General features: G+C 59.4%; 22 protein-coding genes and 2 tRNA genes. 16 read left to right on the top strand and 8 right to left on the bottom strand.

Going from position 1 to position 26,045, the window contains the following annotated elements:
* Positions 1 to 7 precede the first annotated feature (7 nt).
* The 3 genes from F2P67_RS13270 to pdeM all read left to right on the top strand — a co-directional run bounded on the left by F2P67_RS13270 (position 8) and on the right by pdeM (position 4,108).
* Complete coding sequence (locus F2P67_RS13270) at positions 8 to 772, top strand: ABC transporter ATP-binding protein (RefSeq protein WP_166220914.1); 765 nt, start codon at positions 8 to 10, stop codon at positions 770 to 772.
* Positions 773 to 965: 193 nt separating this feature from the next.
* Positions 966 to 3,455, top strand: coding sequence for a ligase-associated DNA damage response DEXH box helicase (locus F2P67_RS13265; protein ID WP_166220913.1), 2,490 nt, complete (start codon positions 966 to 968; stop codon positions 3,453 to 3,455).
* Positions 3,452 to 4,108, top strand: a complete 657-nt coding sequence (gene pdeM, locus F2P67_RS13260; protein WP_166220912.1) for a ligase-associated DNA damage response endonuclease PdeM — start codon at positions 3,452 to 3,454, stop codon at positions 4,106 to 4,108. The genes F2P67_RS13265 and pdeM overlap by 4 nt, the downstream gene beginning before the upstream one ends.
* A gap of 46 nt (positions 4,109 to 4,154) precedes the next feature.
* On the opposite strand, the gene F2P67_RS13255 is transcribed toward pdeM, so the two are convergent.
* Positions 4,155 to 4,364 carry a hypothetical protein gene (locus F2P67_RS13255; RefSeq protein WP_166220911.1) on the bottom strand — a complete coding sequence of 70 codons (210 nt, stop codon included), beginning with the start codon at positions 4,362 to 4,364 and terminating at the stop codon, positions 4,155 to 4,157.
* Positions 4,365 to 4,471: 107 nt separating this feature from the next.
* Positions 4,472 to 5,038: a dCTP deaminase gene (gene dcd / locus F2P67_RS13250; RefSeq protein WP_007918616.1), complete on the bottom strand. Its 567-nt coding sequence runs from the start codon at positions 5,036 to 5,038 to the stop codon at positions 4,472 to 4,474.
* Positions 5,039 to 5,392: 354 nt separating this feature from the next.
* Here dcd and F2P67_RS13245 point away from each other — a divergent pair, with 354 nt between their 5' ends.
* Complete coding sequence (locus F2P67_RS13245) at positions 5,393 to 5,602, top strand: cold-shock protein (RefSeq protein WP_002554837.1); 210 nt, start codon at positions 5,393 to 5,395, stop codon at positions 5,600 to 5,602.
* A 116-nt stretch (positions 5,603 to 5,718) separates the two neighbouring features.
* On the opposite strand, the gene F2P67_RS13240 is transcribed toward F2P67_RS13245, so the two are convergent.
* A complete protein-coding gene (locus tag F2P67_RS13240; protein WP_166220910.1) occupies positions 5,719 to 6,726 on the bottom strand; it encodes a DUF481 domain-containing protein in 1,008 nt (335 codons plus the stop codon).
* A gap of 164 nt (positions 6,727 to 6,890) precedes the next feature.
* On the opposite strand from F2P67_RS13240, the gene F2P67_RS13235 reads away from it, so the two are divergent.
* From F2P67_RS13235 to F2P67_RS13220, 4 genes are all read left to right on the top strand, one after another.
* Positions 6,891 to 7,244, top strand: coding sequence for an MGMT family protein (locus F2P67_RS13235; protein WP_166220909.1), 354 nt, complete (start codon positions 6,891 to 6,893; stop codon positions 7,242 to 7,244).
* 43 nt (positions 7,245 to 7,287) lie between these two features.
* Complete coding sequence (locus F2P67_RS13230) at positions 7,288 to 8,847, top strand: AmpG family muropeptide MFS transporter (RefSeq protein WP_166220908.1); 1,560 nt, start codon at positions 7,288 to 7,290, stop codon at positions 8,845 to 8,847.
* A 129-nt stretch (positions 8,848 to 8,976) separates the two neighbouring features.
* On the top strand, positions 8,977 to 10,692 hold the full coding sequence (locus F2P67_RS13225) for a proline--tRNA ligase (protein ID WP_166220907.1): 1,716 nt from the start codon (positions 8,977 to 8,979) through the stop codon (positions 10,690 to 10,692).
* 17 nt (positions 10,693 to 10,709) lie between these two features.
* On the top strand, positions 10,710 to 11,663 hold the full coding sequence (locus F2P67_RS13220) for a hypothetical protein (protein WP_166220906.1): 954 nt from the start codon (positions 10,710 to 10,712) through the stop codon (positions 11,661 to 11,663).
* Positions 11,664 to 11,779: 116 nt separating this feature from the next.
* Here the strand turns inward: F2P67_RS13220 and dinB are convergent, their stop codons facing one another.
* Entirely contained in the window at positions 11,780 to 12,841 is a 1,062-nt protein-coding gene (gene dinB / locus F2P67_RS13215; protein ID WP_166220905.1) for a DNA polymerase IV, read from the bottom strand.
* Positions 12,842 to 13,121: 280 nt separating this feature from the next.
* Between dinB and F2P67_RS13210 the strand changes: the two genes are divergently transcribed.
* The 4 genes from F2P67_RS13210 (at position 13,122) to F2P67_RS13195 (ending at position 17,708) form a co-directional block, all read left to right on the top strand.
* Positions 13,122 to 13,198, top strand: a tRNA-Met gene (locus F2P67_RS13210).
* Positions 13,199 to 13,418: 220 nt separating this feature from the next.
* A tRNA-Met gene (locus tag F2P67_RS13205) sits at positions 13,419 to 13,495 on the top strand.
* Positions 13,496 to 13,773: 278 nt separating this feature from the next.
* The gene (mprF, locus tag F2P67_RS13200) at positions 13,774 to 16,413 is read left to right on the top strand and encodes a bifunctional lysylphosphatidylglycerol flippase/synthetase MprF (protein WP_166220904.1); all 2,640 of its coding nucleotides are present in this window, start codon (positions 13,774 to 13,776) and stop codon (positions 16,411 to 16,413) included.
* A complete protein-coding gene (locus F2P67_RS13195) occupies positions 16,413 to 17,708 on the top strand; it encodes a virulence factor family protein (protein WP_166220903.1) in 1,296 nt (431 codons plus the stop codon). Before mprF ends, F2P67_RS13195 begins: the two co-directional genes overlap by 1 nt.
* 106 nt (positions 17,709 to 17,814) lie before the next feature.
* On the opposite strand, the gene F2P67_RS13190 is transcribed toward F2P67_RS13195, so the two are convergent.
* The 3 genes from F2P67_RS13190 to F2P67_RS13180 are packed head-to-tail and all read right to left on the bottom strand — an operon-like array spanning position 17,815 to position 19,950.
* Entirely contained in the window at positions 17,815 to 18,486 is a 672-nt protein-coding gene (locus tag F2P67_RS13190; protein ID WP_166220902.1) for a PP2C family protein-serine/threonine phosphatase, read from the bottom strand.
* Complete coding sequence (locus tag F2P67_RS13185) at positions 18,483 to 19,181, bottom strand: hypothetical protein (protein ID WP_166220901.1); 699 nt, start codon at positions 19,179 to 19,181, stop codon at positions 18,483 to 18,485. The genes F2P67_RS13190 and F2P67_RS13185 overlap by 4 nt, the downstream gene beginning before the upstream one ends.
* Before the next feature lies 1 nt (position 19,182).
* Positions 19,183 to 19,950, bottom strand: a complete 768-nt coding sequence (locus tag F2P67_RS13180) for a MarR family transcriptional regulator (RefSeq protein ID WP_166220900.1) — start codon at positions 19,948 to 19,950, stop codon at positions 19,183 to 19,185.
* A 502-nt stretch (positions 19,951 to 20,452) separates the two neighbouring features.
* Here F2P67_RS13180 and F2P67_RS13175 point away from each other — a divergent pair.
* The gene (locus F2P67_RS13175) at positions 20,453 to 20,779 is read left to right on the top strand and encodes a DUF3077 domain-containing protein (protein ID WP_166220899.1); all 327 of its coding nucleotides are present in this window, start codon (positions 20,453 to 20,455) and stop codon (positions 20,777 to 20,779) included.
* A 64-nt stretch (positions 20,780 to 20,843) separates the two neighbouring features.
* Here the strand turns inward: F2P67_RS13175 and F2P67_RS13170 are convergent, their stop codons facing one another.
* Positions 20,844 to 22,685 carry a potassium transporter Kup gene (locus F2P67_RS13170; protein ID WP_425511022.1) on the bottom strand — a complete coding sequence of 614 codons (1,842 nt, stop codon included), beginning with the start codon at positions 22,683 to 22,685 and terminating at the stop codon, positions 20,844 to 20,846.
* A 350-nt stretch (positions 22,686 to 23,035) separates the two neighbouring features.
* Here F2P67_RS13170 and rimO point away from each other — a divergent pair, with 350 nt between their 5' ends.
* The 3 genes from rimO (at position 23,036) to F2P67_RS13155 (ending at position 25,978) form a co-directional block, all read left to right on the top strand.
* Complete coding sequence (rimO, locus tag F2P67_RS13165; protein WP_024011887.1) at positions 23,036 to 24,373, top strand: 30S ribosomal protein S12 methylthiotransferase RimO; 1,338 nt, start codon at positions 23,036 to 23,038, stop codon at positions 24,371 to 24,373.
* 338 nt (positions 24,374 to 24,711) lie between these two features.
* Positions 24,712 to 25,185 (top strand): GNAT family N-acetyltransferase, encoded by a 474-nt coding sequence (locus F2P67_RS13160; protein WP_166220962.1) that lies wholly within the window; start codon positions 24,712 to 24,714, stop codon positions 25,183 to 25,185.
* Between the two features lie 82 nt (positions 25,186 to 25,267).
* Positions 25,268 to 25,978, top strand: a complete 711-nt coding sequence (locus F2P67_RS13155; protein WP_166220897.1) for an rRNA pseudouridine synthase — start codon at positions 25,268 to 25,270, stop codon at positions 25,976 to 25,978.
* Positions 25,979 to 26,045: the final 67 nt, after the last annotated feature.

Below are 26,045 nucleotides of genomic sequence, written 5' to 3'. Positions count from 1 at the left end.
CTGCCCCATGTACAAACTGACCGTTGAAGGCCTGCACAAAAGCTATGGCGACCATCAGGTGCTCAAAGGCGTTTCGCTCAAGGCCAGAACCGGCGACGTGATCAGCCTGATCGGCGCCAGCGGCTCGGGCAAAAGTACCTTTTTGCGCTGCATCAACTTTCTCGAACAACCCAACGACGGCGCGATGAGCCTCGACGGCCAGGCGATCCGCATGGTCACCGACCGCCACGGCATGCATGTCGCCGACGCCGATGAACTGCAACGCCTGCGCACCCGCCTGGCGATGGTGTTCCAGCATTTCAACCTGTGGAGCCACATGACCGTGCTGGAAAACATCACCATGGCCCCGCGCCGGGTGCTGGGTTGCAGCAAACAGGAAGCCGATGATCGTGCGCGGCGCTATCTGGACAAAGTCGGCCTGCCGGCGCGGGTGGCGGATCAATATCCGGCGTTTTTGTCCGGCGGCCAGCAACAGCGCGTGGCCATTGCCCGGGCATTGGCGATGGAGCCGGAAGTGATGTTGTTCGACGAGCCGACTTCGGCGCTCGACCCGGAACTGGTGGGCGAAGTGCTCAAGGTGATTCAGGGCCTGGCCGAAGAAGGCCGGACCATGATCATGGTGACTCACGAAATGAGCTTTGCCCGTAAAGTCTCCAGTCAGGTGCTGTTTCTGCACCAGGGTCTGGTCGAGGAAGAAGGCGCGCCGGAAGACGTGCTCGGCAATCCGAAAAGCGAACGCCTGAAGCAATTCCTTAGCGGCAACCTCAAATAACGGCTAGCGCAGAACCCTGTGGGAGCGAGCTTGCTCGCGAAAGCGGTCTGTCAGTCAACGACGCAGTTGAATGTGACGACGCCTTCGCGAGCAAGCCCGCTCCCACAATGGATCTTCATCGTCTACAAAAATCAAACTTGTGCGGCCACCGTGCGGTCACTGGAAGAACACCTCCAGAGCGCGCGCAGCCCGCATGGCGATATCCTCCGACCTCGCAAAAATCTGGTTCAGCGCTCGCGATTGGAAGCCCTTCGCCTTTCAGAAACAGGTGTGGGCGGCGGTCAAGCGCGGTGAGTCGGGGCTGCTGCATGCCAGCACCGGCGCCGGTAAAACCTATGCGGTGTGGTTTGCCGCCCTGAATCGCTTTGCCAAAACCACTCCCGTCGATGCGCCCCCACGCAAACGCAAACAGCCAGCCGAAGCGCTGACCGTGTTGTGGATCACGCCAATGCGCGCACTCGCCGCCGACACTGCACGCGCGCTACAAACACCCATCGACGATCTGCGACTCCCGTGGAGCATCGGCCTGCGCACCGGCGACACCAGCAGCAGTGAGCGTGCCCGCCAAAGCCGCCGCCTGCCGACCACGCTGATCACCACCCCGGAAAGCCTGACCCTGCTGCTCGCCCGCGCCGACGCGCAAACGGCGCTGTCGACATTGCGAATGATCGTCGTGGATGAATGGCACGAACTGCTCGGCAACAAACGCGGCGTCCAGTTACAACTGGCCCTCGCCCGTCTGCGGCGCTGGCAACCCGACCTGCTTGTCTGGGGCGTGTCCGCCACGCTCGGTAATCAATCCCACGCCGAACAGGTGTTGATCCCACAGGGCGGTGGCGTCAGCGTCCAGGGTCAGAGCGAAAAAGCGCTGAAGATCGACACCCTGCTCCCGCCCACCCTCGAGCGTTTTCCTTGGGCCGGGCACATTGGTTTGAAAATGTTGCCGCAAGTGGTCGCCGAACTGGACGTTTGCGCCAGCAGTCTGGTGTTCACCAACACGCGGGCGCAGTCGGAGATCTGGTATCAGGCACTGCTTGAGGCGCGACCGGACTGGGCCGGATTGATCGCGTTGCATCACAGTTCTTTGTCACGCGACACCCGCGACTGGGTTGAGCAGGCATTGAAAAACGGACAGTTGAAAGCGGTGGTCTGCACCTCCAGCCTTGATCTGGGGGTGGATTTCCTGCCCGTGGAGTGCGTACTGCAAATCGGCTCGGCCAAAGGCGTCGCCCGCTTGATGCAGCGTGCCGGTCGCTCCGGCCACGCACCGGGGCGCACTTCGCGGGTGACACTGGTGCCGACGCACAGCCTTGAAGTGATCGAAGCCGTCGCCGCCCGTGATGCCGTGGAGCAGCGACGCATCGAACCGCGACTGTCACCGCACAAACCGCTGGATGTGCTGGTGCAGCATTTGGTCAGCATGGCGCTGGGCGGCGGTTTTTTACCCGCTGAGCTGTACGAAGAAGTCCGTGGCGCCTGGGCCTATCGTGATCTGACGCCTGCGGATTGGGCATGGGCGCTGGCTTTCGTACGTCATGGCGGGATGTCTCTGACGGCCTATCCGGATTACCGTCGAGTCGAGCCTGACGAGCACGGCGTCTGGCGCGTGCCGGATGCACGTCTGGCGCGCCGTCACCGAATGAGCATCGGCACCATCGTCAGTGATGCAAGCATGCAACTGAAGTTCTGGAGCAAGGGCGGGGGTGGCAAACAGTTGGGTAGCGTCGAAGAGGGTTTTATCGCAAGGCTGAAACCGGGTGATGGGTTCCTTTTTGCCGGTCGCTTGCTGGAACTGGTCCGCGTGGAGAACATGACCGCTTACGTCAAACGCAGTACGGCGAAGAAAGCCGCCGTGCCGCGCTGGAATGGCGGGCGGATGCCGCTTTCCAACGAACTGGCCGAGGCGGTGGTCAGGCGTTTCAGCGCTGCGGCTCAGGGGGAGTTTGTCGGCGCGGAAATGCAGGCTTTGCGCCCGTTGCTGGAAACCCAGACCCGCTGGTCTGGCCTGCCCACCCGAGAAAAACTGTTGGTGGAAGTGCTGAAATCCCGTGAAGGCTGGCACCTGTTTCTCTATCCGTTTGCCGGGCGTCAGGTACATCTGGGGCTCGCCAGCCTGCTCGCCTGGCGCGTCAGTCAACGGCAGCCGGTGACCTTCTCGATTGCAGTCAACGATTACGGCCTGGAGTTGCTCAGTGCCACGCCAGTGGACTGGTCGCAACAGCTCGACGCGGAACTGTTCAGCGCCGAGAATCTATTGCGCGATGTGCTCGCCAGCCTGAACGCAGGTGAACTGGCCTTGCGGCGTTTTCGCGAAATCGCCCGGATCGCCGGGCTGGTGTTCTCCGGTTACCCCGGTGCCCCGAAAAGCACCCGGCAGGTGCAGGCCTCCAGCGGTCTGTTCTTCGAAGTATTCAAACAATACGACGCCGACAATCTGCTGCTGGCACAGGCCGGGGAAGAAGTCCTGCGCGAAGAACTGGATATTCGCCGGCTGGAACAGACGCTGGAGCGCATCAACCGCATGAAAATCGACGTGTTTCTGATCAAACGCCCTACACCGCTGGGGTTTCCGCTGCTGGTGGAACGCATGCGCGAAAGCATGAGTTCGGAAAAACTCGCTGACCGCATCAGAAGAATGGTCGGCGATCTGGAGAACACCGCCGATAAGGATCAATCGTCGTGAGTGCGCCCTATCCGGTTCGCCTGGCGGGCGAAGAACTCTGGCTGCTGCCGGAAAAAGCCCTGTACTGGCCGGCGCAACAGGCGCTGCTGATCGCCGACGTCCACTTCGGCAAGGCCGCGGCTTACCGCAGCCTGGGTCAGCCGGTTCCGCAAGGCACCACGGCGAGCAATATCGAAGTACTGGATCGCTTGTTGGGCAAACTGCCCTGTCGGCAGCTGATATTTCTGGGTGATTTTCTGCATGGCCCCGGCTCGCACGCCGAAGGCACGCTGCGTGCTCTGGCGCAGTGGCGGGCGCGCCATAGGGATCTGCCGATGACGTTGATTCGTGGCAATCACGACAAACGCGCCGGCGATCCGCCGGCTTCGTTGAATATTCGTGTTGTGCCCGAACCGCTGCTGCTCGGGCCGTTTGCCTTGCAGCATGAGCCGGATCCGCATCCTGAGCGTCATGTGCTGGCGGGTCACGTGCATCCCGTCTATCGGCTGCACGGCAAGGGGCGACAGCGTTTGCGCCTGGCGTGTTTCCGACTGGCTGAACGGGTGAGCCTGATGCCGGCGTTTGGCGCCTTCACCGGCGGTTACCCGGTCGAGCGGGATGACAACTGCAGGATTTTTGTCATTGGCGATAACGAAATATGGCCAGTCAGTTGAAGTCTTGCCGGACTTCATCTGACTGGCCATTCATTTCCCTTGGGGATCAGGCAACAGGCGCCGGAGGTGGCTCGTCGGGCAGGGTCGGTTCGCCTGGCTCGGTCGGTTGTTCGTTGGGGGTATCGGGGTCGGGCTGACCGGGAATGCCGCCGGCCATGTTCAATTGCGGATGTGCCAACAAGGACCAGGCCAATACGCCAACCTGATTGGGCTCAAGCCTTGCCAGTTCGGCAGTGATATGCGGATCGATCTTCATGGGACACTCCTCGGCGAAGGCCCGTTTTGCCTGAAACAAAAACGGGCAGTACACCCCATAGAGTGTCTGCCCGCCAAAGAATTCCCGGCAACCGCCGGATGGACAAATCAGGTACGAGGCAAGGTCACGCCACGCTGGCCCTGATACTTGCCGCCGCGATCCTTGTAGGAAACTTCACATTCCTCGTCGGATTCAAGGAAGAGCATCTGTGCGACGCCTTCGTTGGCGTAGATCTTCGCCGGCAGGTTGGTGGTGTTGGAGAATTCCAGCGTCACGTGACCTTCCCACTCAGGCTCGAGCGGCGTCACGTTAACGATGATGCCGCAACGCGCGTAGGTGCTTTTACCCAGGCAGATGGTCAGCACGTTACGCGGAATGCGGAAGTATTCGACGGTGCTGGCCAGGGCGAATGAGTTCGGCGGGATGATGCAGACGTCGCTGTGGACGTCGACGAAGCTGCCCGGGTCGAAGTTTTTCGGATCGACGATCGACGAGTTGATGTTGGTGAACACCTTGAAATGATTGGTGCAACGCACATCGTAGCCGTAGCTCGACACACCGTAGGAGATCACACGACTGTCGTCGCTGCCGCGCATCTGGCGCTCGACGAAAGGCTCGATCATGCCGTGTTCCTGCGCCATGCGGCGAATCCACTTGTCCGATTTGATGCTCATGGCGGGGTGTCCTGAATAGCGAGGTGGAAAAATTCTGTCCGGCATCTTACCGGGCGCGCCGCCGGGTTCAAAGTGCGCGCTGCAATTCTCGCCGAACACGCAGGAAATACGCGGTCTGGCGATGAACAGTCACACCGCCGATCCCTAAAACAGAGAAACCTTCGCAAGAAGCATTGGCACGTCCCGGAAAAAGGGTTAAGGTGGCGCCACTGTGCTGCTTGTGTCACTGAGAATCTCTACACGATATGTTGAATTTCGATCCAACCATCTACAAGAATTTTTCCTGCTCTTTGCACTCAGTCTCGGCCAGGGTTCTTCCTGAGTCGCAGTTATCTTTGTTCAAGGAGTTACACCATGTCTAATCGCCAAACCGGTACCGTTAAGTGGTTCAACGATGAAAAAGGCTTCGGCTTCATCACTCCACAATCCGGTGACGACCTGTTCGTTCACTTCAAAGCTATCCAATCCGACGGCTTCAAAAGCCTGAAAGAAGGCCAACAGGTTTCTTTCATCGCTACCCGCGGTCAGAAAGGCATGCAAGCTGAAGAAGTACAAGTTATCTAACTTGTAGCTTCTTTAGAAAAGAGCCTCGCCCTTAAAAGCGGGGCTTTTTTGTGGGCGTCTGTTTTGTACAGGCAAAAAAAATCGCAGCCCGATGGCTGCGATTTTTTTGTTTGGCCTTACCAGGCCACGCCAAACCCGGCGGTGTAACGGGTTTTGCTCAGGTCAGCATCGTTGGTGCCGCTGATGATGTCGCGCTCGGCCTTTAGATTGAGCGACGCCCAATCGGTGACCTTGTAGCGCAGGCCCATCTCGGCATCCAGCGCATAGTCCGCCACGCCGGACAATGGCTTGCCGACTTCACCAGTCGTGAAGAACTCGACCTTCTTGCCGATCAGGTAACGGTTGTAGTCCCACTTCATCGCGACCGAATAGAAATTGTCCTTGCCGCCATCGCTGTATTCGTAATCGGTGCGGTTGAGCAGCGAGCCCAGCGAGAACGCACCCAGTTCGTCATCCCAAAACTGATAACCCGGGCCCGTACCGACCACGCGCTGACGGGACAACTCTTCGACGTAGTCACGCTTGTAGTTCAAACGTCCCTGCCAGAACCACTTGTCAGTCAGGAAGCGGTCAAGCGAGTACTCGGCGCGCCAGTTATTGGTGGTGACTTCGTCGTCCTGCACTTCGCGGTTGTACTCGCCTTCGGCGGTGTGACGCCAGCGGCCATGGCGCGCGGATGTCTTGAAGCCGACGTCGTAGTCGTCGGTGTCCTTCTCGGCGCGCTGATAATCCAGTGCCAGGTCGACATTACCCTTCCACACCAGATCCTCGACTATCGGTTTCGGCTTGAGAATCTGCTGGATACTGGCCAGCTCGACCGTTTTCGGCGCCTCGCCATTGGCCAGGGTGACCTTGCCATCTTCGGCGGCCGTCAGCGACTTGGAGACTTCACCGGTATAGGCGTCCTGCTTGACGAGCAAGTGCTGATCACTGTCCAGCGTCTTGACCTCTTTCCAGTCAATCGTGACCGCACCGGCATATTTGGTCTGGATCAACAGTTTGCCGCCATCGAACACGGTGATGGTGCCGCTCAACTTGTCACCGTTCTTTAACCAGACGGTGTCGGCAAGCAGGGGCGTGGACGCACTGAAAACAGCAAGGCACAGCAAGGATCTGGACAACATAAGCGAATCGAAGGCTCAAGTTTGCGAAAAAAGGTCGGCATTATCCGTAGGAATAAGTCCCTGACAAGGACTGACCGGACTATTTCTATTGAGTTCATTTCTCAACTGGCCGATGACGGATTACCCTTAGGGCATCAACAGGACGATGTTCAGGAACCACGCCCGTGACAGACCCGATTCACGAAGGTGAGAGCGAAGCGCAAATCCGACGCACGGCGCTCTACTCGACGCTCGCCCAAGTGCCCGAAGGCAAAGTCGTCAGCTATGGTCAGTTGGCCGAACTCGCCGGGTTGGGGCGCGCCGCCCGCTGGGTCGGCCGGACTCTAAGTCAGTTGCCTGGCGATACCAAGCTGCCCTGGCACCGTGTACTGGGCGCCGGCGGTCGGATCAGCCTGCCGGTGGGCAGTCCTTCCGGGGACGAACAACGGGCGCGATTGCGCATGGAAGGCATCACCGTCCTGAACAATCGTGTGGATATTCGGCGTCATGGCTGGCGTCCGGTAGAGCACAGCGGTTAGAGTGCGCGCTTTGTTTTCGCAATCTTGAGGCAGACTTCAGCCCATGCCCCGTAAAACCTGGCGCGCCGCGCTCGCCGCCTATGCCAGTCCTTCGACGCTCGTGCTGTTGTTGCTCGGTTTCGCTGCCGGCCTGCCGTACATGCTGGTGTTTTCAACGCTTTCGGTCTGGCTGCGTGAAGCCGGCGTGGCTCGGGAAACCATCGGCTACGCGAGCCTGATCGGTCTGGCCTACGCCTTCAAATGGGTCTGGTCCCCCCTGCTCGACCAATGGCGCCTGCCGCTGCTCGGCAAGCTGGGTCGACGACGTTCGTGGCTGGTGCTCTCGCAAACACTGGTGATTCTCGGCCTGATCGGCATGGGTTTCTGCGATCCACAGAAGCATCTGTCGTGGTTGATCGCCATTGCCGTGATCGTCGCCTTCGCCTCTGCGACCCAAGACATCGCGGTGGATGCCTATCGCCTGGAAATCGCCGAAGACAATCGTCAAGCCGCCCTCGCCGCCAGCTACATGTCCGGTTATCGCGTCGCCGCCCTGCTCGCCACCGCCGGTGCCTTGTTTTTCGCTGAAGGCTTTGGCTCCACCGGCTTCAACTATAAGCACTCGGCCTGGACCGGCACGTATGTGCTGTTCGGCGCATTGATGGTGCCTGCGCTGCTGACGACGCTGTTCATGCGTGAGCCGCCGGTGCCGCTGCGTACTCAATTGCAGGCCGGCCGCTACACATTCATGCATCAATTAATGTCGGTGTTCGTGCTGATCGTGTTGCTGGTGTCCGTACCGGCGATGTTCACCCAGCTCTACAACACCGATTTCGCCAGCGTGCTGTTCGAAGGCGTCAGCCCGCTCGACCTGCTGCTCGAAGACCGCGCCTTCCTGCGCGCCATTCTCTACACGCTGCTGACCGGCCTGTGCCTGTCGACCATGGGCCGTCGCGGCCTGGCGCCAGTGCTGACACCGGTCAACGACTTCATTCTGCGTTACCGCTGGCAAGCGTTGTTGCTGCTCGGCCTGATCGCCACGTACCGGATGTCGGACACGGTGATGGGCGTGATGGCCAACGTGTTTTACATCGACCAGGGTTTCACCAAGGATCAGATCGCCAGTGTCAGCAAGATCTTCGGCCTGATCATGACCCTCGTCGGCGCCGGTATGGGTGGCCTGCTGATCGTGCGCTTCGGCATCCTGCCGATCCTGTTCATCGGCGGCGCAGCCTCGGCAGCCACCAACCTGCTGTTCGTGATGCTCGCCGACATGGGCCCGAACCTGAAGATGCTGGTGGTGACCATTTCCCTCGACAACTTCAGTTCGGGCCTCGCTACGTCGGCGTTCGTTGCGTACCTGTCGAGCCTGACCAACCTCAAGTTCTCGGCCACGCAATACGCCCTGCTCAGTTCGATCATGCTACTGCTTCCGCGCCTGATGGGCGGCTACTCGGGCGTCATGGTCGAGAAGTTCGGTTATCACAGCTTCTTCCTGATCACCGCCCTGCTCGGCGTGCCGACACTGCTGCTGATCGCCCTGCACTGGTTCCAGGAAAGCCGCCGCGAAGGCCCGACGCCAACGCCCGAGCCTGTGCCGACGCCAGTTGCGGAAGAATCGTAAGACGTTTCGCCAACGGCGGGAGGATTCCCGCCGTTGAACCTCTCCGCCGGCCACACGCCTGTACGTCAGCAAAACTCGCCGGTACACTGCTCCGTCATTTCCAGTCATAGCAACCGACAACGGCCAACCATGCGCACCAGTCAATTTTTGCTCGCCACACAGAAAGAAACGCCTTCCGATGCGGTCGTCATCAGCCATCAGCTGATGCTGCGCGCCGGCATGATCCGCAAACTTGCCTCGGGCCTGTACACCTGGCTGCCGATGGGCTTGCGAGTCATGCGCAAGGTGGAAGCCATCGTTCGCGAAGAGATGAACGCCGCCGGCTCTCTGGAAGTGTTGATGCCGAGCACCCAACCGGCCGAGCTGTGGCAGGAGTCGGGGCGCTGGGAAGAATACGGCCCTGAGCTGCTGCGCATCAAAGACCGCCACGGTCGCGACTTCTGCGCGGGCCCGACCCACGAAGAAGTGATCACCGATCTGATGCGCAACGAGTTGAGCAGCTACAAACAGCTGCCAATCAACCTGTACCAGATCCAGACCAAATTCCGTGACGAAATCCGCCCGCGCTTCGGCTTGATGCGCGGCCGCGAATTCATCATGAAGGACGCGTACTCCTTTCATGCGGATCAGGCGTCGCTGCAGATCACCTATGACCGCATGCACGAAGCGTACTGCAACATCTTCACGCGTCTGGGTCTGAAGTTCCGTCCGGTGGAAGCCGACAACGGTTCGATCGGTGGCGCCGGCTCCCACGAGTTCCACGTACTGGCCGAGTCCGGTGAAGACGATATCGTTTTCAGCAACGGTTCCGATTACGCGGCGAACATCGAAAAAGCCGAAGCGGTGCCACGCGAGAGCTCACGCCCTGCACCGACCGAAGAGCTGCGCCTGGTCGATACACCAGACACCAAGACCATCGCCGCCCTGGTGGAAAAATTCAATCTGCCGATTGAAAAGACCATCAAGACCCTGATCGTTCGCGCCGAGGAAGAAGGCAAGCTGATCGCGCTGGTGATTCGTGGCGACCACGAACTGAACGAAATCAAGGCAGCCCAGCAACTGGGCGTGGCCAGCCCGCTGGTCATGGCCACCGATGCCGAACTGCGTGACGCCATTGGCGCCGGCGCAGGTTCCCTCGGCCCGCTGAACCTGCCGCTGCCGATCATCATCGACCGTTCGGTCGAGCTGATGAGCGACTTTGGTATCGGCGCGAACATCGACGACAAGCACTACTTCGGCGTGAACTGGGAGCGTGATCTGCCGGTTCCGACCGTGGCTGACCTGCGTAACGTTGTCGCCGGCGACCCGAGCCCGGACGGCAAAGGCACGCTGGAAATCAAGCGCGGCATTGAAGTCGGACACATCTTCCAGCTGGGCAACAAGTACAGCAAGGCGATGAAGTGCGAAGTGCTGGGCGAGAACGGCAAGCCTGTGACCCTGGAAATGGGCTGCTACGGCATCGGCGTATCCCGCGTGGTGGCTGCCGCCATCGAGCAGAACAACGACGAGAACGGCATCATCTGGAGCGACACCCTGGCGCCGTTCCAGATCGCTCTGGTACCGCTGCGCTACGAAACCGAGCAGGTTCGCGAAGCCACCGACAAGCTGTACGCCGAACTGACCGCGGCCGGCTTCGAAGTGCTGCTGGACGATCGCGACAAGAAAACCAGCCCGGGCATCAAGTTCGCGGACATGGAGCTGATCGGCATTCCACACCGGATCGTGGTCAGTGACCGCGGCCTCGCCGAAGGCAACCTGGAATACAAGAGCCGTACCGAAGGCGAAGCGCAAGCGCTGCCTGTGGCTGACGTGCTGTCCTTCCTTCAGGCCCGTATCCGCCGCTGAAACCAGATAGAGACGTCATGTTCAAGCGAAACACCTTAGGCCTCGGTGGTGCCGCCCTGTGCGGCACCCTGCTGGTCAGCGGCTGTGCCAATCACATGTCACAACGCAGCGAGCACGAGGAACGTGTCGAGCGCAAACTGCTCGATCACAGCCTGCAGATCGATGTCGGTGAGCCTAAGGTGCTTGAGCTGCCGCAGCGACGCGTGAAGATCAACGAGCAGAAGACTTTCGAAGTCACCGAGTTCGAAGTCACCCGCCATTACGATCGCTACACCCCCTACCAACCCTGGCGCGAAATCTATGAGATCCCGCTGGGCGCAGTGGCGGTGGTAGCCGGTGTCGGCGCGAACGTGGTCAACGTTTTCGCCCTCGGCAACCTGCCGGACAGTGTGACCAAGGACTGGCTCAGCTACGGTTTCGCCGGGCTTAACCCGTTCATGAACGTGCAGTCCCACGGTCGTGCGCAGCAAAACCTGGCCGGTATCGATGAAGTCCAGCGCGACAAGCGTACGGAGTATTCGAGCCTGCCATGGAGCGAACGCGCGGTGCAGGTCAAGGCTGGCAAGCAGACCTTCGACATGACCACCGACCGTAACGGTGTGCTGCGCCTGAACCTGCTCGACAGCCCGTTTGCCGAAAACGACCTCAATCACGTCGGAAAACTGCAGATCAGCGTCGAAGACGCCAAGGACGACGTGCATTCCGACTCATCGCTGATGATCAGCAGTCACCTGCGCGGCAAGTTGCTGGAAGCGCACGGGCTGATCTACGACGATCTGGAGGACGACGAAGTGAGCGAGTGGGTGCACCGGGTCAAGCGCCTGTCGGAGCTGGGTCTGGAAGAAGAAGCCAGCGAGCTGGAACAAAGCCTGATCGAACTGACCCGCAATGATCCTGAGTTGCAGACGGAGTTTCTCAAGTCTCTGACCAAGGATGCCGGGCGACTGGTGGCGGATCCGGGACCGAATTAAAAGCCAAAGCTAAAAGCTTCGCGAGCAAGCCCGCTCCCACATTGGATCTGTGTCGCACACAAAACCAATGTGGGAGCGGGCTTGCTCGCGAAGGCTGACTGACAAACACCGCAGAACTACCGCTCAAACAACTCCATCTGCTCAAACCCGCCGCGCAAATCCTCCAGCCGCACCCCGACCCCAAGTAACCGCACCGGTTTGCCTCCGCGATTGAACGCCTGCGTCAGCATCAACTGATAACTGCCCAAGTCCCGCCCTGCCCCGGCCTGCTCCAGCGTCGTCTGGGTAAAGTCATGGAATTTCACTTTGACGAACGGCTTGCCCGGCCGATAACTGCTGTCGATGCGCGCCATGCGGGTTTTCAGGGTTTCCAGCAACTCAGGCAGCTTATCGAGACAACTGCGCAAGTCAGGCAGATCAACATCGTAGGTATTTTCGACACTGATCGACTGACGCCGACTGTCGTTGTGCACCAAACGGTCATCAACCCCACGGGCAAGACTCCACAGTCGCTCGCCGAAACTGCCGAATTCGCGCACCAGCGCCAGCTTGTCCCACTCGCGCAACTGCAAACAGTCGACGATGCCGAGTTTGCCCAGCTTGTCTGCGGTCACCTTGCCCACGCCGTGCAATTTGCTCACCGGCAAGCCGCTGACGAAGTCTTCCACTTGATCAGGCGTGATCACGAACAAGCCGTTGGGCTTTTTCCAGTCGCTGGCGATCTTCGCCAGAAACTTGTTCGGCGCCACGCCGGCAGAAACCGTGATGTGCAATTGATTGGAGACCCGACGGCGGATGTCCTGAGCAATGCGTGTGGCGCTGCCACCGAAATGAGCGCTGTCGGATACGTCGAGATAAGCCTCATCCAGCGACAGCGGCTCGATCAGGTCAGTGTAATCGGCAAAGATCGTGTGAATTTCCTTCGACGCTTCGCGATAGGCATCCATGCGTGGCTTGACGATGGTCAGGTCCGGGCACAGTTTCAAGGCATGCCCCGAAGCCATCGCCGAGCGCACTCCGTAAGCCCGCGCCTCGTAATTGCAGGTGGCGATCACCCCGCGCCGATCTGCCGAACCACCCACTGCCAACGGTTTGCCCGCCAGACGCGGGTCATCACGCATCTCGATGGCGGCGTAGAAACAGTCACAGTCGATGTGGATGATTTTTCGCTGAGTCATGTCAGAAAAGGGAACGTGGCGAGCCGGATCGGCAGTATCTCACTGACAACTGTATATAGCACCAGTGGTCTGAATGTTCTTTCCAGACGGTAGGAAAAGTCCTTTGAATTTATTTTCTCAATCGAAAATCATCAACCAATAGAGCTGAAAGCCTTGCCCTACCTGACTTGCAGCCTCTAAAACGGCCGACAAAAATCGCTAACCGCTTGAACCTCAACAGATTTTATTCAGATTGAAGGTTGACACCCCGGCGTTCCTCTGTAGAATGCCGACACACAGACGCGGGATGGAGCAGTCTGGTAGCTCGTCGGGCTCATAACCCGAAGGTCGTCGGTTCAAATCCGGCTCCCGCAACCAAACATCAAAAAAGGCTACTCGAAAGAGTGGCCTTTTTTGTGCACGTCGGTTTTGTCGATCAGCGCCTTTAGAGGAAGCAGTCGTCAAACAGGAATTCTTTGCATTTCCAAAACTTAACGCGTCACCTGCGACCGTTTGACGCGATTTCACACTTATTTGACCCTTTACGGGATTAGCGGTTGACACCTCGGCGTTCGCCTGTAGAATGCCGCCACACAGACGCGGGATGGAGCAGTCTGGTAGCTCGTCGGGCTCATAACCCGAAGGTCGTCGGTTCAAATCCGGCTCCCGCAACCAAACATCAAAAAAGGCTACTCGAAAGAGTGGCCTTTTTTGTATCTGTGGAAAAAGTCCTTTCGCAACAATGATCTGTCACTGTGCAGTGAATCGTCCAGGATCATCAGACCCGCCGAGTTGCGACTATGCTTGAGTCGCGGACAAGGCGTCTGCAATCCATGACTGCCCTCGCCGAGACCCGGTGAGAGGCGTAGTATTTTGTGATTATTTTTTTCTACAGGGATTGGTAACTTGGCTGGATACCTCCATCCTGTCGCGCACAATCCAAGAGGTGATTGATGCGCGCCAACTCGTCTGATTCACAAGACACCGTCACAGCGAACCAACCGATCAAGCCTGAGCGTTTGCGCTTGCTGGATCGCTTGAGCAAATACCGTCAGCCGATCGGTCTGGCGGTTACCCTGTTGCTGTTTGCCATTGCGCTGATTGCCTGTCGTCATCTGCTCGCCGAACTCGATCTCGACGCGCTGCACGACTCGATTCTCGACGTGCCTAAACCTGCCCTGCTCGGCGCATTTGCCGCGACCGTGGTCGGTTTCATTATTCTGCTCGGTTACGAATGGTCGGCCAGTCGTTATGCTGGCGTGACGCTGGCGCCGCGAACCCTTGCCCTTGGTGGCTTCACTGCATTTGCGATCGGTAACGCAATCGGATTGTCGCTGCTGTCCGGCGGCTCGGTGCGTTACCGTTTGTATGCACGTCATGGTCTGGGGGCGGCCGAGGTCGCGCACATGACCCTGTTCGCCAGTCTTTCACTCGGCTGCGCCTTGCCGCCACTGGCGGCGCTGGCCACGCTGAGCGACCTGCCGGCAGCCTCTCAGGCCCTTGGCTTGTCCGAAGCATTGCTGGGCGGCGTCGCAGGCGCGGTGCTGGCACTGGGCGCGATTCTCGCCATCGGCATCTATCGCCGGCGTCTGCCGGAACAACCTTATCGCGATAACCTGCTGGTTCGCGCCGGCCGCCGCACCCTGCGCCTGCCGGGTCGTCGCCTGACCTTTCTGCAACTGGTCATCACCGCCCTCGACGTCGCCGCTGCCGCAACCGTGCTCTATCTGTTGCTGCCGGAAGCGCCACCCTTCGGTGCGTTCCTGCTGGTGTACCTGCTGGCGCTGGCGGCGGGCGTGCTCAGCCACGTGCCGGGGGGTGTCGGCGTATTTGAAGCGATTCTGCTGGCTGCCTTTGCCGACAAGCTCGGTGCCGCACCACTGGCTGCAGCGTTGTTGCTGTATCGCCTGATCTACGTGGTGTTGCCGTTGCTGGTGGCCTGCGTGCTGCTGCTGATCAATGAAGGTCAGCGCCTGTTTCAATCACAAACCATGCGCGCGGCTTCCGGCCTGGCCGCACCTGTACTCGCGGTGCTGGTGTTCCTGTCCGGCGTGGTGCTGCTGTTTTCCGGGGCGACACCGGAAATCGACACCCGTCTTGAGCACATCGGCTTTCTTATCCCGCATCGTCTGGTTGATGCCTCGCACTTTGGCGCCAGCCTGATCGGCGTGTTGTGCCTGCTGCTAGCACAAGGCCTGCGCCGGCGCCTGTCGGCGGCGTGGATGCTGACCACCATTCTGTTGCTGGTCGGTGCCCTGCTCTCCTTGCTCAAAGGCTTCGACTGGGAAGAAGCCACACTGATGACGCTCACCGCCGCGCTGCTCGGCGTGTTCCGTCGCTCGTTCTATCGCCCGAGCCGTCTGACCGAACTGCCGTTCTCGCCTCTGTATCTGGTGGCCAGCCTGTGCGTTCTCGGCGCTTCGACATGGCTGCTGCTGTTTGCCTATCAGGACGTGCCGTACAGCCATCAGTTGTGGTGGCAGTTCACCCTCGATGCCGATGCTCCGCGTGGCTTGCGCTCGCTGCTCGGCGCCGCCGTCCTGCTACTGGTGATCGCCCTGACCTGGCTGCTGCGTACCGCGCGCCCGGTGATCCACCTGCCGACACCCGATGAACTGGAACGCGCCGCGAAAATCCTGATGGCTTCCGCGCAGCCCGACGGCGGCCTCGCGCTGACCGGCGACAAGGCGCTGCTGTTCCATCCCAACGATGAAGCGTTCCTTATGTATGCCCGTCGTGGCCGCAGCCTGGTCGCGCTCTACGATCCGATCGGCCCCGGCCAGCAACGGGCGGAGATGATCTGGCAGTTCCGCGACCTCTGCGACATCTACCACGCGCGCCCGGTGTTCTATCAGGTTCGCGCGGAGAATCTGCCGTACTACATGGACATCGGCCTGACCGCGATCAAGCTTGGCGAAGAAGCCCGGGTTGACCTGCATCGTTTTGACCTCGAAGCCAAGGGCAAAGAGATGAAGGATCTGCGTTACACCTGGAACCGTGGTACCCGCGACGGCCTGTCGCTGGAGATCCATGAGCCGGGTCAGGCGCCGATGGACGAACTGAAAGTGATTTCCGATGCGTGGCTGACCGGCAAGAACGTGCGTGAGAAAGGCTTCTCCCTCGGCCGTTTCAGCGACGATTACCTGAAGCATTTCCGCATCGCGGTGATTCGCTTCGAAGGTCGCCCGGTGGCGTTCGCCAACCTGCTCGAGACCTATGGCCACGACCTGGCCAGTCTCGACCTGATGCGCGCACACCCGGACGCCCCCAAGCTGACCATGGAATTCATGATGGTCGGCCTGATTCAACACTATAAGAGTCACGGATACGCGCGCTTCAGCCTGGGCATGGTGCCGTTGTCGGGGTTGCAACCCCGGCGTGGTGCACCGCTGACCCAGCGTCTGGGCTCGATGGTTTTCCGCCGTGGTGAGCAGCTGTACAACTTCCAAGGCTTGCGCCGCTTCAAAGACAAGTTCCAGCCTGACTGGGAACCTCGTTATATGGCTGTGCCCGCCGGACTCGATCCGCTGGTGGCGCTGGCCGACACTGCTGCCCTGATCGCGGGCGGCTTGACTGGATTGGTGAAACGCTGATGATTCAACGCTCCCTGAAGTACATCCTGGCCGCACTGATCGTGCTGGCCGTGATTGCCGGCGGCGGTTACTGGTACCTCAAACGCCCGGCACCGGAACCGACCGTCGAACAGCTCAACCCCGCTGACGGCGCGGCCATGACCCGCATCATTCCCGGCACCAAGGCCAAGGCTCAGGTGCTGATCGCGGTCAACGACGATCAAAAACTCAGTGAAAAACAACTGACCACCCTGAGCCGCAGCGCTTCGGCGCAGATCGTTCAGGTGATCCTGCCCAAGGACTGCCTGCTGCAAAGCCGCGCGCTGCAATCGGGCCTGCGTGAACTGAACGGCCCGGCCACTCTGGTCAGCGGCATCGGCCCGGGCGCCGTGTTGGCGTGGCGCTGGTTGTCGGAACAGAAAGACGACAAGGCCCAGGCCGTTTCCGTCGACCTGGCGCTGGAAAAGGGTGGCTGCACGCACCTGCTGCCAAAATCTGCCGCCCACGGCCATTGGCTGGTGGCGTGGAACGACAACCCGGACGACGCCAGCGCAGGTTTCGTGCGCGATCAACCGAACGCCGAAACCAGCATCAGCGACTACGACATCAATCTGCCGCAGGTGCTGAACAACGAACTGCGCAAAATCCTCGTCGGCGGCGACAAGGCCAACGGCGGTCTGGCGATCCCGGTGGTTGAAGTCCCGGCCGGCCAAGCCAAAGACACCGTGACCCTGTTCCTCTCCGGTGACGGCGGCTGGCGCGACCTCGACCGCGACGTGGCCGGTGAAATGGCCAAAATCGGCTATCCGGTCGTCGGCATCGACACCCTGCGCTACTACTGGCAGCACAAGAGCCCGGAGCAGAGCGCGCTGGACCTGACCGAACTGATGCAGCATTACCGGCAGAAATGGGGCACCAAACGCTTCATCCTCACCGGTTACTCCTTCGGTGCCGACGTTCTGCCAGCCATCTACAACCGCCTGCCGGATACCGAGCAGCAACGCGTCGACGCAATCATCCTGCTGGCCTTCGCCCGCACCGGCAGCTTCGAAATCGAAGTCGAAGGCTGGCTGGGTAACGCCGGCAAAGAAGCCGCCACCGGGCCTGAGATGGCCAAGCTGCCACCGGCCAAGGTCGTGTGCATCTACGGTGAAGAAGAGACAGATGAAAGCGGCTGCACCGACAAGACTGCGGTGGGTGAGGCAGTGAAACTGCCGGGTGGTCATCACTTCGATGAGAACTACCCGGCGCTGGCCAAGCGTCTGGTGGATTTGATCGAGAAGCGCCAGAACACGGCGCAGGTGGCGGAAGAGTGATCTGAAGCGCACCAACGAAAAGCCCCCGCAACCTTAGGGTTGCGGGGGCTTTTTTACGCAAACTTGAAGCACTTCCTGCCAGTCAAACCTTGTATCGATGCCAGGACTAGAACTGAACATCTATCCATGTGATGTCATCTTCAACATCGATACAGCTGCCATCCGGCGATGCTAACAAGCTGCTTTGCTGCGACTCGGTTAGCTCCGCCCAAAAGCCATCGGTTGCAAACACCAGTCGCTCACTTAACGCTAATGGATGAAAAACAAAATCAGGGTTCGGCGCGCGACTCGCCTTCAAACATCGAGTCACCCGGTGCCGAGCCGGATCCTGCGCCAGCTCGAAGTGGGAAAGGTCACGCCTCCAATTGGCTTTACAGTGCGGCGACGTCATCCATTCGATCGCGCCTGCCGACGTCACAACACCGCACGAACAATCACCCTCATACGCAAGCGTGAGTTTGCCATGAGCAGCGACACCCACCACATAACAAGCGGCGCCTGTCTGGCTTGCAAACAAGACGGGATGGAGGTCGGCCAGCATAGAAACCAGTACCTGTTCAACCGCTCCGTACTCAGTGATATCGAGGCCCTGATCAAAGTGTTTTGACCAGACCGCTAAAACACTTTTCACAAAGGATTCAGCCAACTGGCCACTGCCAATCCTCGAAGTACCGTCTGTGATAACAAATACGCCGCTCTCTCCATCAAAAAGCGCTCCAGCAAAGTCATGATTGGTTTTCCTGGCTCGCCCTGTTACCGATCTGGTGTGGTATTTCATGCGCTGCCCAGTTCTTTCATGCGCCTATGAATGATTTGCCCTCTTCCTGGATTGGCCTGTACCGAACCCGAGCTTTCAATCACATAGTCGATGCCAGCGAGCCCCCTGAGTGCTCGAACCCCAGTCGTGATGAACTCCTTGAGCTCGGACTCCGCTTGCCGAACCTCTTCTAAAAGCTCTGGACGTCCATCAATCAAGATAATGATGTCTTCGACATCTTTATGGTATGGATCGCCACCACCCCGACCGCTGAAGGCTTCCAGTTTTGTCGCGAGAAAATAGGTCGGTTTGAATATCTGGATGACGGTACCGCTGGGCAACGTAAATTTATCAGCCCGTGCCAACCCCTCTACAAACCAGCGGTTGGCATATCCAAGAACTTCGGGATCAGAAGGCATCACGTCAACGACGATATCGTTGAAGCGGAAACGACAGTTGACTTCATCCTCGCCGGTAATCTTGAAATTCCTGGCCGACAACCGTTCGGTAAGCTGCTGCCAGGCGCTAATACCTGCCAGCTCGATCACCAGATCAACGTCATCGGTGAAACGAATGTCGTCCAGCACAACAGCATCTGTTACCAGCATGGCTGTGGTGCAACCTCCGACAAACGCGACCTCCGCGAGAAACGCCTCTCCCAAGCCTTCGGCAACAAACTCTATAAGCTCGTAGTTGTGATAAGCGTTTGATGACATGTTATTTCAGTCCCATCCCTGCTTTTAGAATGTTGACCGCGACACCGCACTCTCGCGGGCCTCCAAGGCGGATCGCATCAGCAAGCGCAAGATAGTGGTAAAGAATCCTGTCCTTCTTCACGGCTTCCGGCACTGTCTTGTAGAGCGGCTCTATTGCCTGACCACGCTCCGTTCCAAGTGCATCTGGCCAGACCGGAATCAGTCCACCAGCACTTTTGATGCTTTTGGACAGTGCCGGTGCTGCGAAACCCGTCGGGATACCGCGAACCATTGCGCCGGGTTTTACAGGGAAAAAGTACTTCAGAGCGTGCTCAGTGATGCTTAGTAGCTGCCGCCGATTAACTTTCGCCAGCCCTGTCTCATAGTCATTGGTGAGCAGGCCGGACTCACGACATCTGGCGAGGGAATTTGATACCTCGCTTTTGCTTAGCCCGAGAGCGGCAGACAACGCACGCAACGAGTAGGCTTCACTCCAGCTTGCCAGCGGCGGGACAGCTACCGGCTCCGACCACCCTTCCCACCCCGCCTCATCGTCCAGGGGCGAATCGAAGTCCTGTCGACTGAATACAGTATCTTCACCGTCAGTGGAGTAGGTGACCAATGGCTGCCCCACCCGCCCACCTGCGGTCATTTGGCTGACCACATAGGGCTTCAACAGCTCCTCAACCCTGTTCGAATTCGACTCTGACTCCATTACACCAAGGAGGTTTTCCTCCTGAGCGTGAAGGCTGGCCATCTTGAACAAAAGTAAAATGTCTTGACTCTTCATGAAGCCTAAAACCCCCAAGTGTCCACATTCCATAAAACGTGGACACTTGTCTCATTCAGAATATCTGATCGTCAAGCCCTTTATTCGGCCTCACTTTCTGTGGCGCCCACACAAAATCCACTGTCCCTGAAATTGCTCTTCACCTTAGTTCCGCCGACCGGTGTCGCAATATCAGATGACGTCCGCATACCTTGTAGGCAAACTCCTAATCTCGTGTTTGGGCACTTTGCCGCCCTATTGCGCTGTTTTTCGACGGGATACTCTCTGGACGTCGCTGACCCTTTCAGCGATCGGGCGTGGTAACCCGGATAAACCAGCGCAACAGCGCCCTCATCTCAATCACAGGCACTTTCATGTCTGTGATTTCGAGTTATGGCAGCTGTGCGTGGGACGCCTTCGGGCGTGCCGGTTTCCTTGGTTCCCGGTTTACCACCCTGCGTACAGCTGCCTCCCTTTCGTGTGGTAACGGAAGTCGCAGCTCCTCGAACCAAGGAGTAGCACCATGACCGAAACGAAATCGCTGTCCCCCGCAGACCTCACAACCATCGGCTTCACCTCTTTCCTCTACAGCTCGGATCAGGCGTTACTCAACGTTCGCTCCGGCGTCCCCATCGTCGAAGCACTGTCCCAGGCTTCAGACCTGTTGTTCCTCGCCAAATCCTTCGCCGAGGACGCCGCCTACGACAAGGAAAGCGACCGCCACGCCTGGGCCGCGCATTACCTGACGATAATCGGCAAGGCTTTGGTCGACGACGTGATGAAGGCCCTGATGCCGCGACCCGCGAGAACGAAAACCGAGTCTGAAGCAGAGTTGCCCGAAAGCATGTAACGGCACAAAAACGAAAAAGCCCCCGCCAGCCACAAGGCTGATGGGGGCTTTTGATGACGCCGGTTTACATCTCCACCTGCGTCCCCAACTCAATCACCCGGTTCAGCGGCAGATTGAAGAACCGCAGGTTCCCGTTGGCGTTCTTCAACATGAACGCAAACAGCGCCTCACGCCAACGGGCCATGCCTTCAAGTTTCGAGGCGATGACTGTTTCGCGGCTGAGGAAGTAAGTCGTACGCATCGGGCTGAAGTCGAGGTCGTCCAGATGGCACAGCTTCAGTGCTTGCGGCACGTCCGGTTCGTCGGTGAAGCCGAAGTGCAGGATCACCCGGAAGAAGCCTTCGCCGTGGGCTTCGACTTCGAAGCGGCGCGATGGCGGGACGCGCGGGATGTCTTCGTAGACCACCGTCAGCAATACGACTTGTTCGTGCAGCACCTGGTTGTGCAGCAGGTTGTGCAACAGCGCGTGCGGCACGGCGTCGGAGCGCGCGGTGAGGAACACGGCGGTGCCCTGCACCCGATGCGGCGGTTGCACGCGGATGCTGCCGATGAAGATCGGCAGCGGCAACGCACCTTCGTCGAGGCGCTCGACCAGCAGTTGCTTGCCGCGCTTCCAGGTGGTCATCAGCACGAACAGGGCAATACCGGCGATGACCGGGAATGCGCCGCCCTGGACGATTTTCGGCACGTTGGCGGCGAAGTACAGGCCGTCCACCAGCAGGAAGCCGAGCAGCACCGGAACCGCGAGGATAGGCGGCCATTTCCACAGCAGCAGCATGACCGCCGACACCAGAATGGTGGTCATCAGCATGGTGCCGGTCACCGCCACGCCGTAGGCCGAGGCCAGTGCGCCGGAGGATTCGAAGCCCAGCACCAACAAGACAACGCCGACCATCAGCGCCCAGTTCACCGCGCCAATGTAAATCTGACCCTGCTCGTCGCTGGACGTGTGCTGGATGTACATGCGCGGAATGTAACCAAGCTGAATCGCCTGACGAGTCAGGGAGAACGCGCCGGAGATGACCGCTTGCGAGGCAATCACTGTCGCCAGAGTCGACAGACCGACCAGCGGAATCAGCGCCCAGCTCGGAGCCAGTAGATAGAACGGGTTACGCGCCGCTTCCGGGTTGTCCAGCAGCAAAGCGCCTTGACCGAAATAATTCAGCACCAGCGCCGGCAAAACCAGAATGAACCATGCACGGGCAATCGGCTTGCGACCAAAGTGGCCCATGTCGGCGTACAGCGCTTCGGCACCGGTCAGCGCCAGCACCACGGCGCCGAGGATCGCCACGCCCATGCCCGGATGCACGGTGAAGAAACGCACGGCCCATGCCGGGTTCATCGCATGCAGCACTTCCGGGGTATGGCTGATGCCATACACACCGAGGGCGCCGAGAACGAGGAACCAGGTGACCATGATCGGCCCGAAGAGGATGCCGATCCGCGCCGTACCGTGACGCTGGATCAGGAACAGTCCGACCAGCACCACCAGCGACAGCGGCACGACCCAGTGGTCGATGCCATCAAACGCCAGCCCCAGACCTTCTATCGCCGACAGCACGGAAATCGCCGGGGTGATCATACTGTCGCCGTAGAACAGCGCCGCGCCGATGAGTCCGCAAACCACCAGCAACGAACGCAGTTTCCTGCGCTGCCCCGCCGCCCGCCGTGCCAGTGCGGTGAGCGCCATGATGCCGCCCTCGCCTTGGTTGTCGGCACGCAGCACGAACATCATGTATTTGATCGACACGACCCAGATCAGCGACCAGAAGATCAACGACAGAATGCCCAGCACCCCGTCGTGGTTGACCGGTACGCCGTAACCGCCGGAAAACACTTCTTTGAGGGTGTACAACGGGCTCGTGCCGATGTCGCCGTAAACTACCCCGACTGCCGCGACCAGCATGCTCAGCGGCTTGGTGGCCGAACCCTCGGCGCCCGCCGCATGACTACTTGCCTGACCCATCCAACACTCCTGATTCTCGAACCGGCTTCTTTGAATGAAGCACTATGCTTTGTGGTGCAGCATGCGCTGTTTTACCCGTTGTTACAGACGTTTTCTTGACTGTAAAAATTCAGTAAAGCGCAACGGCGCGAAGCATAGCGCAGCACTCGTCGTATTTCCCTGCATAAAGCTGGTCAAGTGCGTTGCTCGCCGCTAGAATTGCGCACTTTTTGATCAGAGGCGCGCCCTAAGCGCCCATCCGTCGGCTTTTCGCATCAGGAAAGCGGCGTCACAAAATACCGAGGTTAGACATGTCCACCACTCCTGCGCCGGCCAATCCAAAGGTTGGCTTTGTATCTCTGGGTTGCCCGAAAGCACTGGTCGACTCCGAGCGCATCCTGACCCAGCTGCGCATGGAAGGCTATGACGTGGTGTCCACCTATCAAGACGCCGACGTCGTGGTCGTCAACACTTGCGGTTTCATCGACTCGGCCAAGGCTGAGTCTTTGGAAGTGATCGGCGAAGCGATCAAGGAAAACGGCAAGGTCATCGTGACCGGTTGCATGGGCGTGGAAGAAGGCAACATCCGCGACGTGCACCCGAGCGTGCTGGCCGTGACCGGCCCGCAGCAGTACGAGCAAGTGGTCAACGCTGTGCACGAAGTCGTGCCGCCGCGTCAGGATCACAACCCGCTGATCGACCTGGTGCCGCCGCAAGGCATCAAGCTGACTCCGCGCCACTACGCCTACCTGAAGATTTCCGAAGGCTGCAACCACAGCTGCTCCTTCTGCATCATCCCGTCGATGCGCGGCAAACTGGTCAGCCGTCCGGTTGGCGATGTGCTCGACGAAGCCCAGCGTCTGGTCAAATCCGGCGTGAAAGAGCTGCTGGTGATCTCGCAAGACACCAGCGCCTACGGCGTTGACGTGAAATACCGCACCGGTTTCTGGAATGGCGCGCCGGTGAAAACCCGCATGACCGAACTCTGCGAAGCGCTCAGCACCCTCGGAGTCTGGGTTCGTCTGCACTACGTTTACCCGTACCCGCACGTTGACGAACTGATCCCGTTGATGGCCGCCGGCAAAATCCTGCCGTACCTGGACATCCCGTTCCAGCACGCCAGCCCGAAAGTGTTGAAGTCGATGAAACGCCCGGCGTTCGAAGACAAGACCCTGGCGCGGATCAAGAACTGGCGCGAAATCTGCCCGGATCTGATCATCCGTTCGACCTTCATCGTCGGCTTCCCGGGCGAAACCGAAGAAGACTTCCAGTACCTGCTGAACTGGCTGACCGAAGCGCAGCTCGACCGCGTCGGCTGCTTCCAGTACTCGCCTGTGGATGGCGCGCCTGCCAATGACCTGGATCTGGAAGTCGTGCCGGACGACGTCAAACAGGATCGTTGGGAGCGCTTCATGGCTCACCAGCAAGCGATCAGCTCGGCACGCCTGCAAATGCGCATCGGCCGTGAAATCGAAGTGCTGGTGGACGAAGTTGACGAGCAAGGCGCAGTGGGCCGCTGCTTCTTCGACGCCCCGGAAATCGACGGCAACGTGTTTATCGACAACGGCAGCAATCTGAAGCCGGGCGACAAGGTCTGGTGCAAGGTTACTGACGCTGACGAATATGATCTGTGGGCTGAGCAGATCTGATCTGAGCGTCAAAAGCCCCTCACCCCAGCCCTCCCGAAACGTCGGACCGCCCGTAGGGAGAGGGAGCTGACCGTGTTGTTCTTTCGAGGTACATCGACCTGAGCTATCCGGTTGAACTCAGGTTTGAACAGCATGAAGATCAGCTCCCTTCCCCCTCGCCCCCTTGGGGGAGAGGGTTGGGGTGAGGGGGAGAGATCTTGCTGGCGACAGATGTATCCAGCCAGACACCGTAACAAATTCAAAAAGCCCCGCTCTTTTTACGAGATGCGGGGCTTTTTTACGGCTATCGTTTGTGAGGGGAAGGACTCCCCTTATCAATGACAAAGAGGCTATCGGGCATGCGTCACCATTCGGTCATCCACACACCGAAACTCAGTGATTACCAGGAACTGACCCGGGTCTGGGAGGCCTCGGTTCGCGCGACCCATGATTTTCTGCCGGACAGTTATATCGAACTGCTGCGCAACCTGGTGCTGACCCGCTATCTGGATGCCGTGATGCTGATCTGCACCAAGGATCGCGAACAACGCATCACCGGTTTTGCCGGCGTGGCGGCAGGCAAGATCGAAATGCTGTTCATCGATCCCGAGCATCGCGGTCAGGGGCTAGGCAAGAAGCTGCTCAATTACGCGATGCAGCACCTGAACGCCGATGAACTGGACGTCAACGAACAAAACCCGCAAGCCCTGGGTTTCTACTTCAAGCAGGGGTTCGAGGTGATCGGGCGGTCGGAAGTAGACGGCATGGGCCAGCCCTATCCATTGCTGCACATGCGTCTGAAACAGCCGGAACAGCGCGCCGTACGCGGCTAAAAGCCACACGGTACAAATGCAATCGCGATTAACCGGCGCCACACAGGTACAATGCCCACCCCTTTTTTGTTACGGCCCTGTCATGACTGACCCGATTCGCCTCTCCAAACGCCTCATCGAACTGGTGGGTTGCTCCCGCCGCGAGGCCGAGCTGTTCATCGAGGGCGGCTGGGTCACCGTGGACGGCGAAGTCATCGACGAGCCGCAATTCAAGGTCGGCGACCAGAAAGTCGAGCTCGACAAGGACGCCAAGGCCACCGCGCCGGAGCCGGTGACCATCCTGCTCAACGTGCCGGCCGGCATGGACGTTGAAAGCGCCATGCAGTCGCTGAGCGCCGACACCCTCAGCGAAGAACACCGTTTCAGCAAACGCCCCTTGCGCGGACATTTCCTGCGCCTGACCGCCAGTGCCGACCTGCAAGCCAAGGCCAGCGGTCTGCTGGTGTTCACCCAGGACTGGAAGATCCTGCGCAAGCTCACCGCTGACGCCGCCAAGATCGAGCAGGAATACGTGGTCGAGGTCGAAGGCGATATGGTTGCCCACGGCCTCAACCGCTTGCAGCACGGCCTGACCCACAAGGGCAAGGAGCTGCCGCCGGTCAAAGCCAGTTGGCAGAACGAAAACCGCCTGCGCTTCGCTATGAAGAATCCGCAGCCGGGGATCATCGCCCAGTTCTGCGAAGCGGTTGGCCTCAAGGTTGTCGGCATCCGCCGTATCCGCATCGGCGGCGTCTCGATCGGCAAGGTCCCGGTCGGCCAATGGCGCTACCTGTCCGGCAAAGAGAAGTTCTAAGGCTTCCACTGCCGCCACACATTTCGGCAGCGCGCCGGCGCGCTGCCCACAACGCATCAGGATTACC

Source organism: Pseudomonas atagonensis (assembly GCF_011369485.1).
Lineage (GTDB): Bacteria > Pseudomonadota > Gammaproteobacteria > Pseudomonadales > Pseudomonadaceae > Aquipseudomonas > Aquipseudomonas atagonensis.
This window is presented reverse-complemented; position numbering and strand designations above follow the sequence as displayed.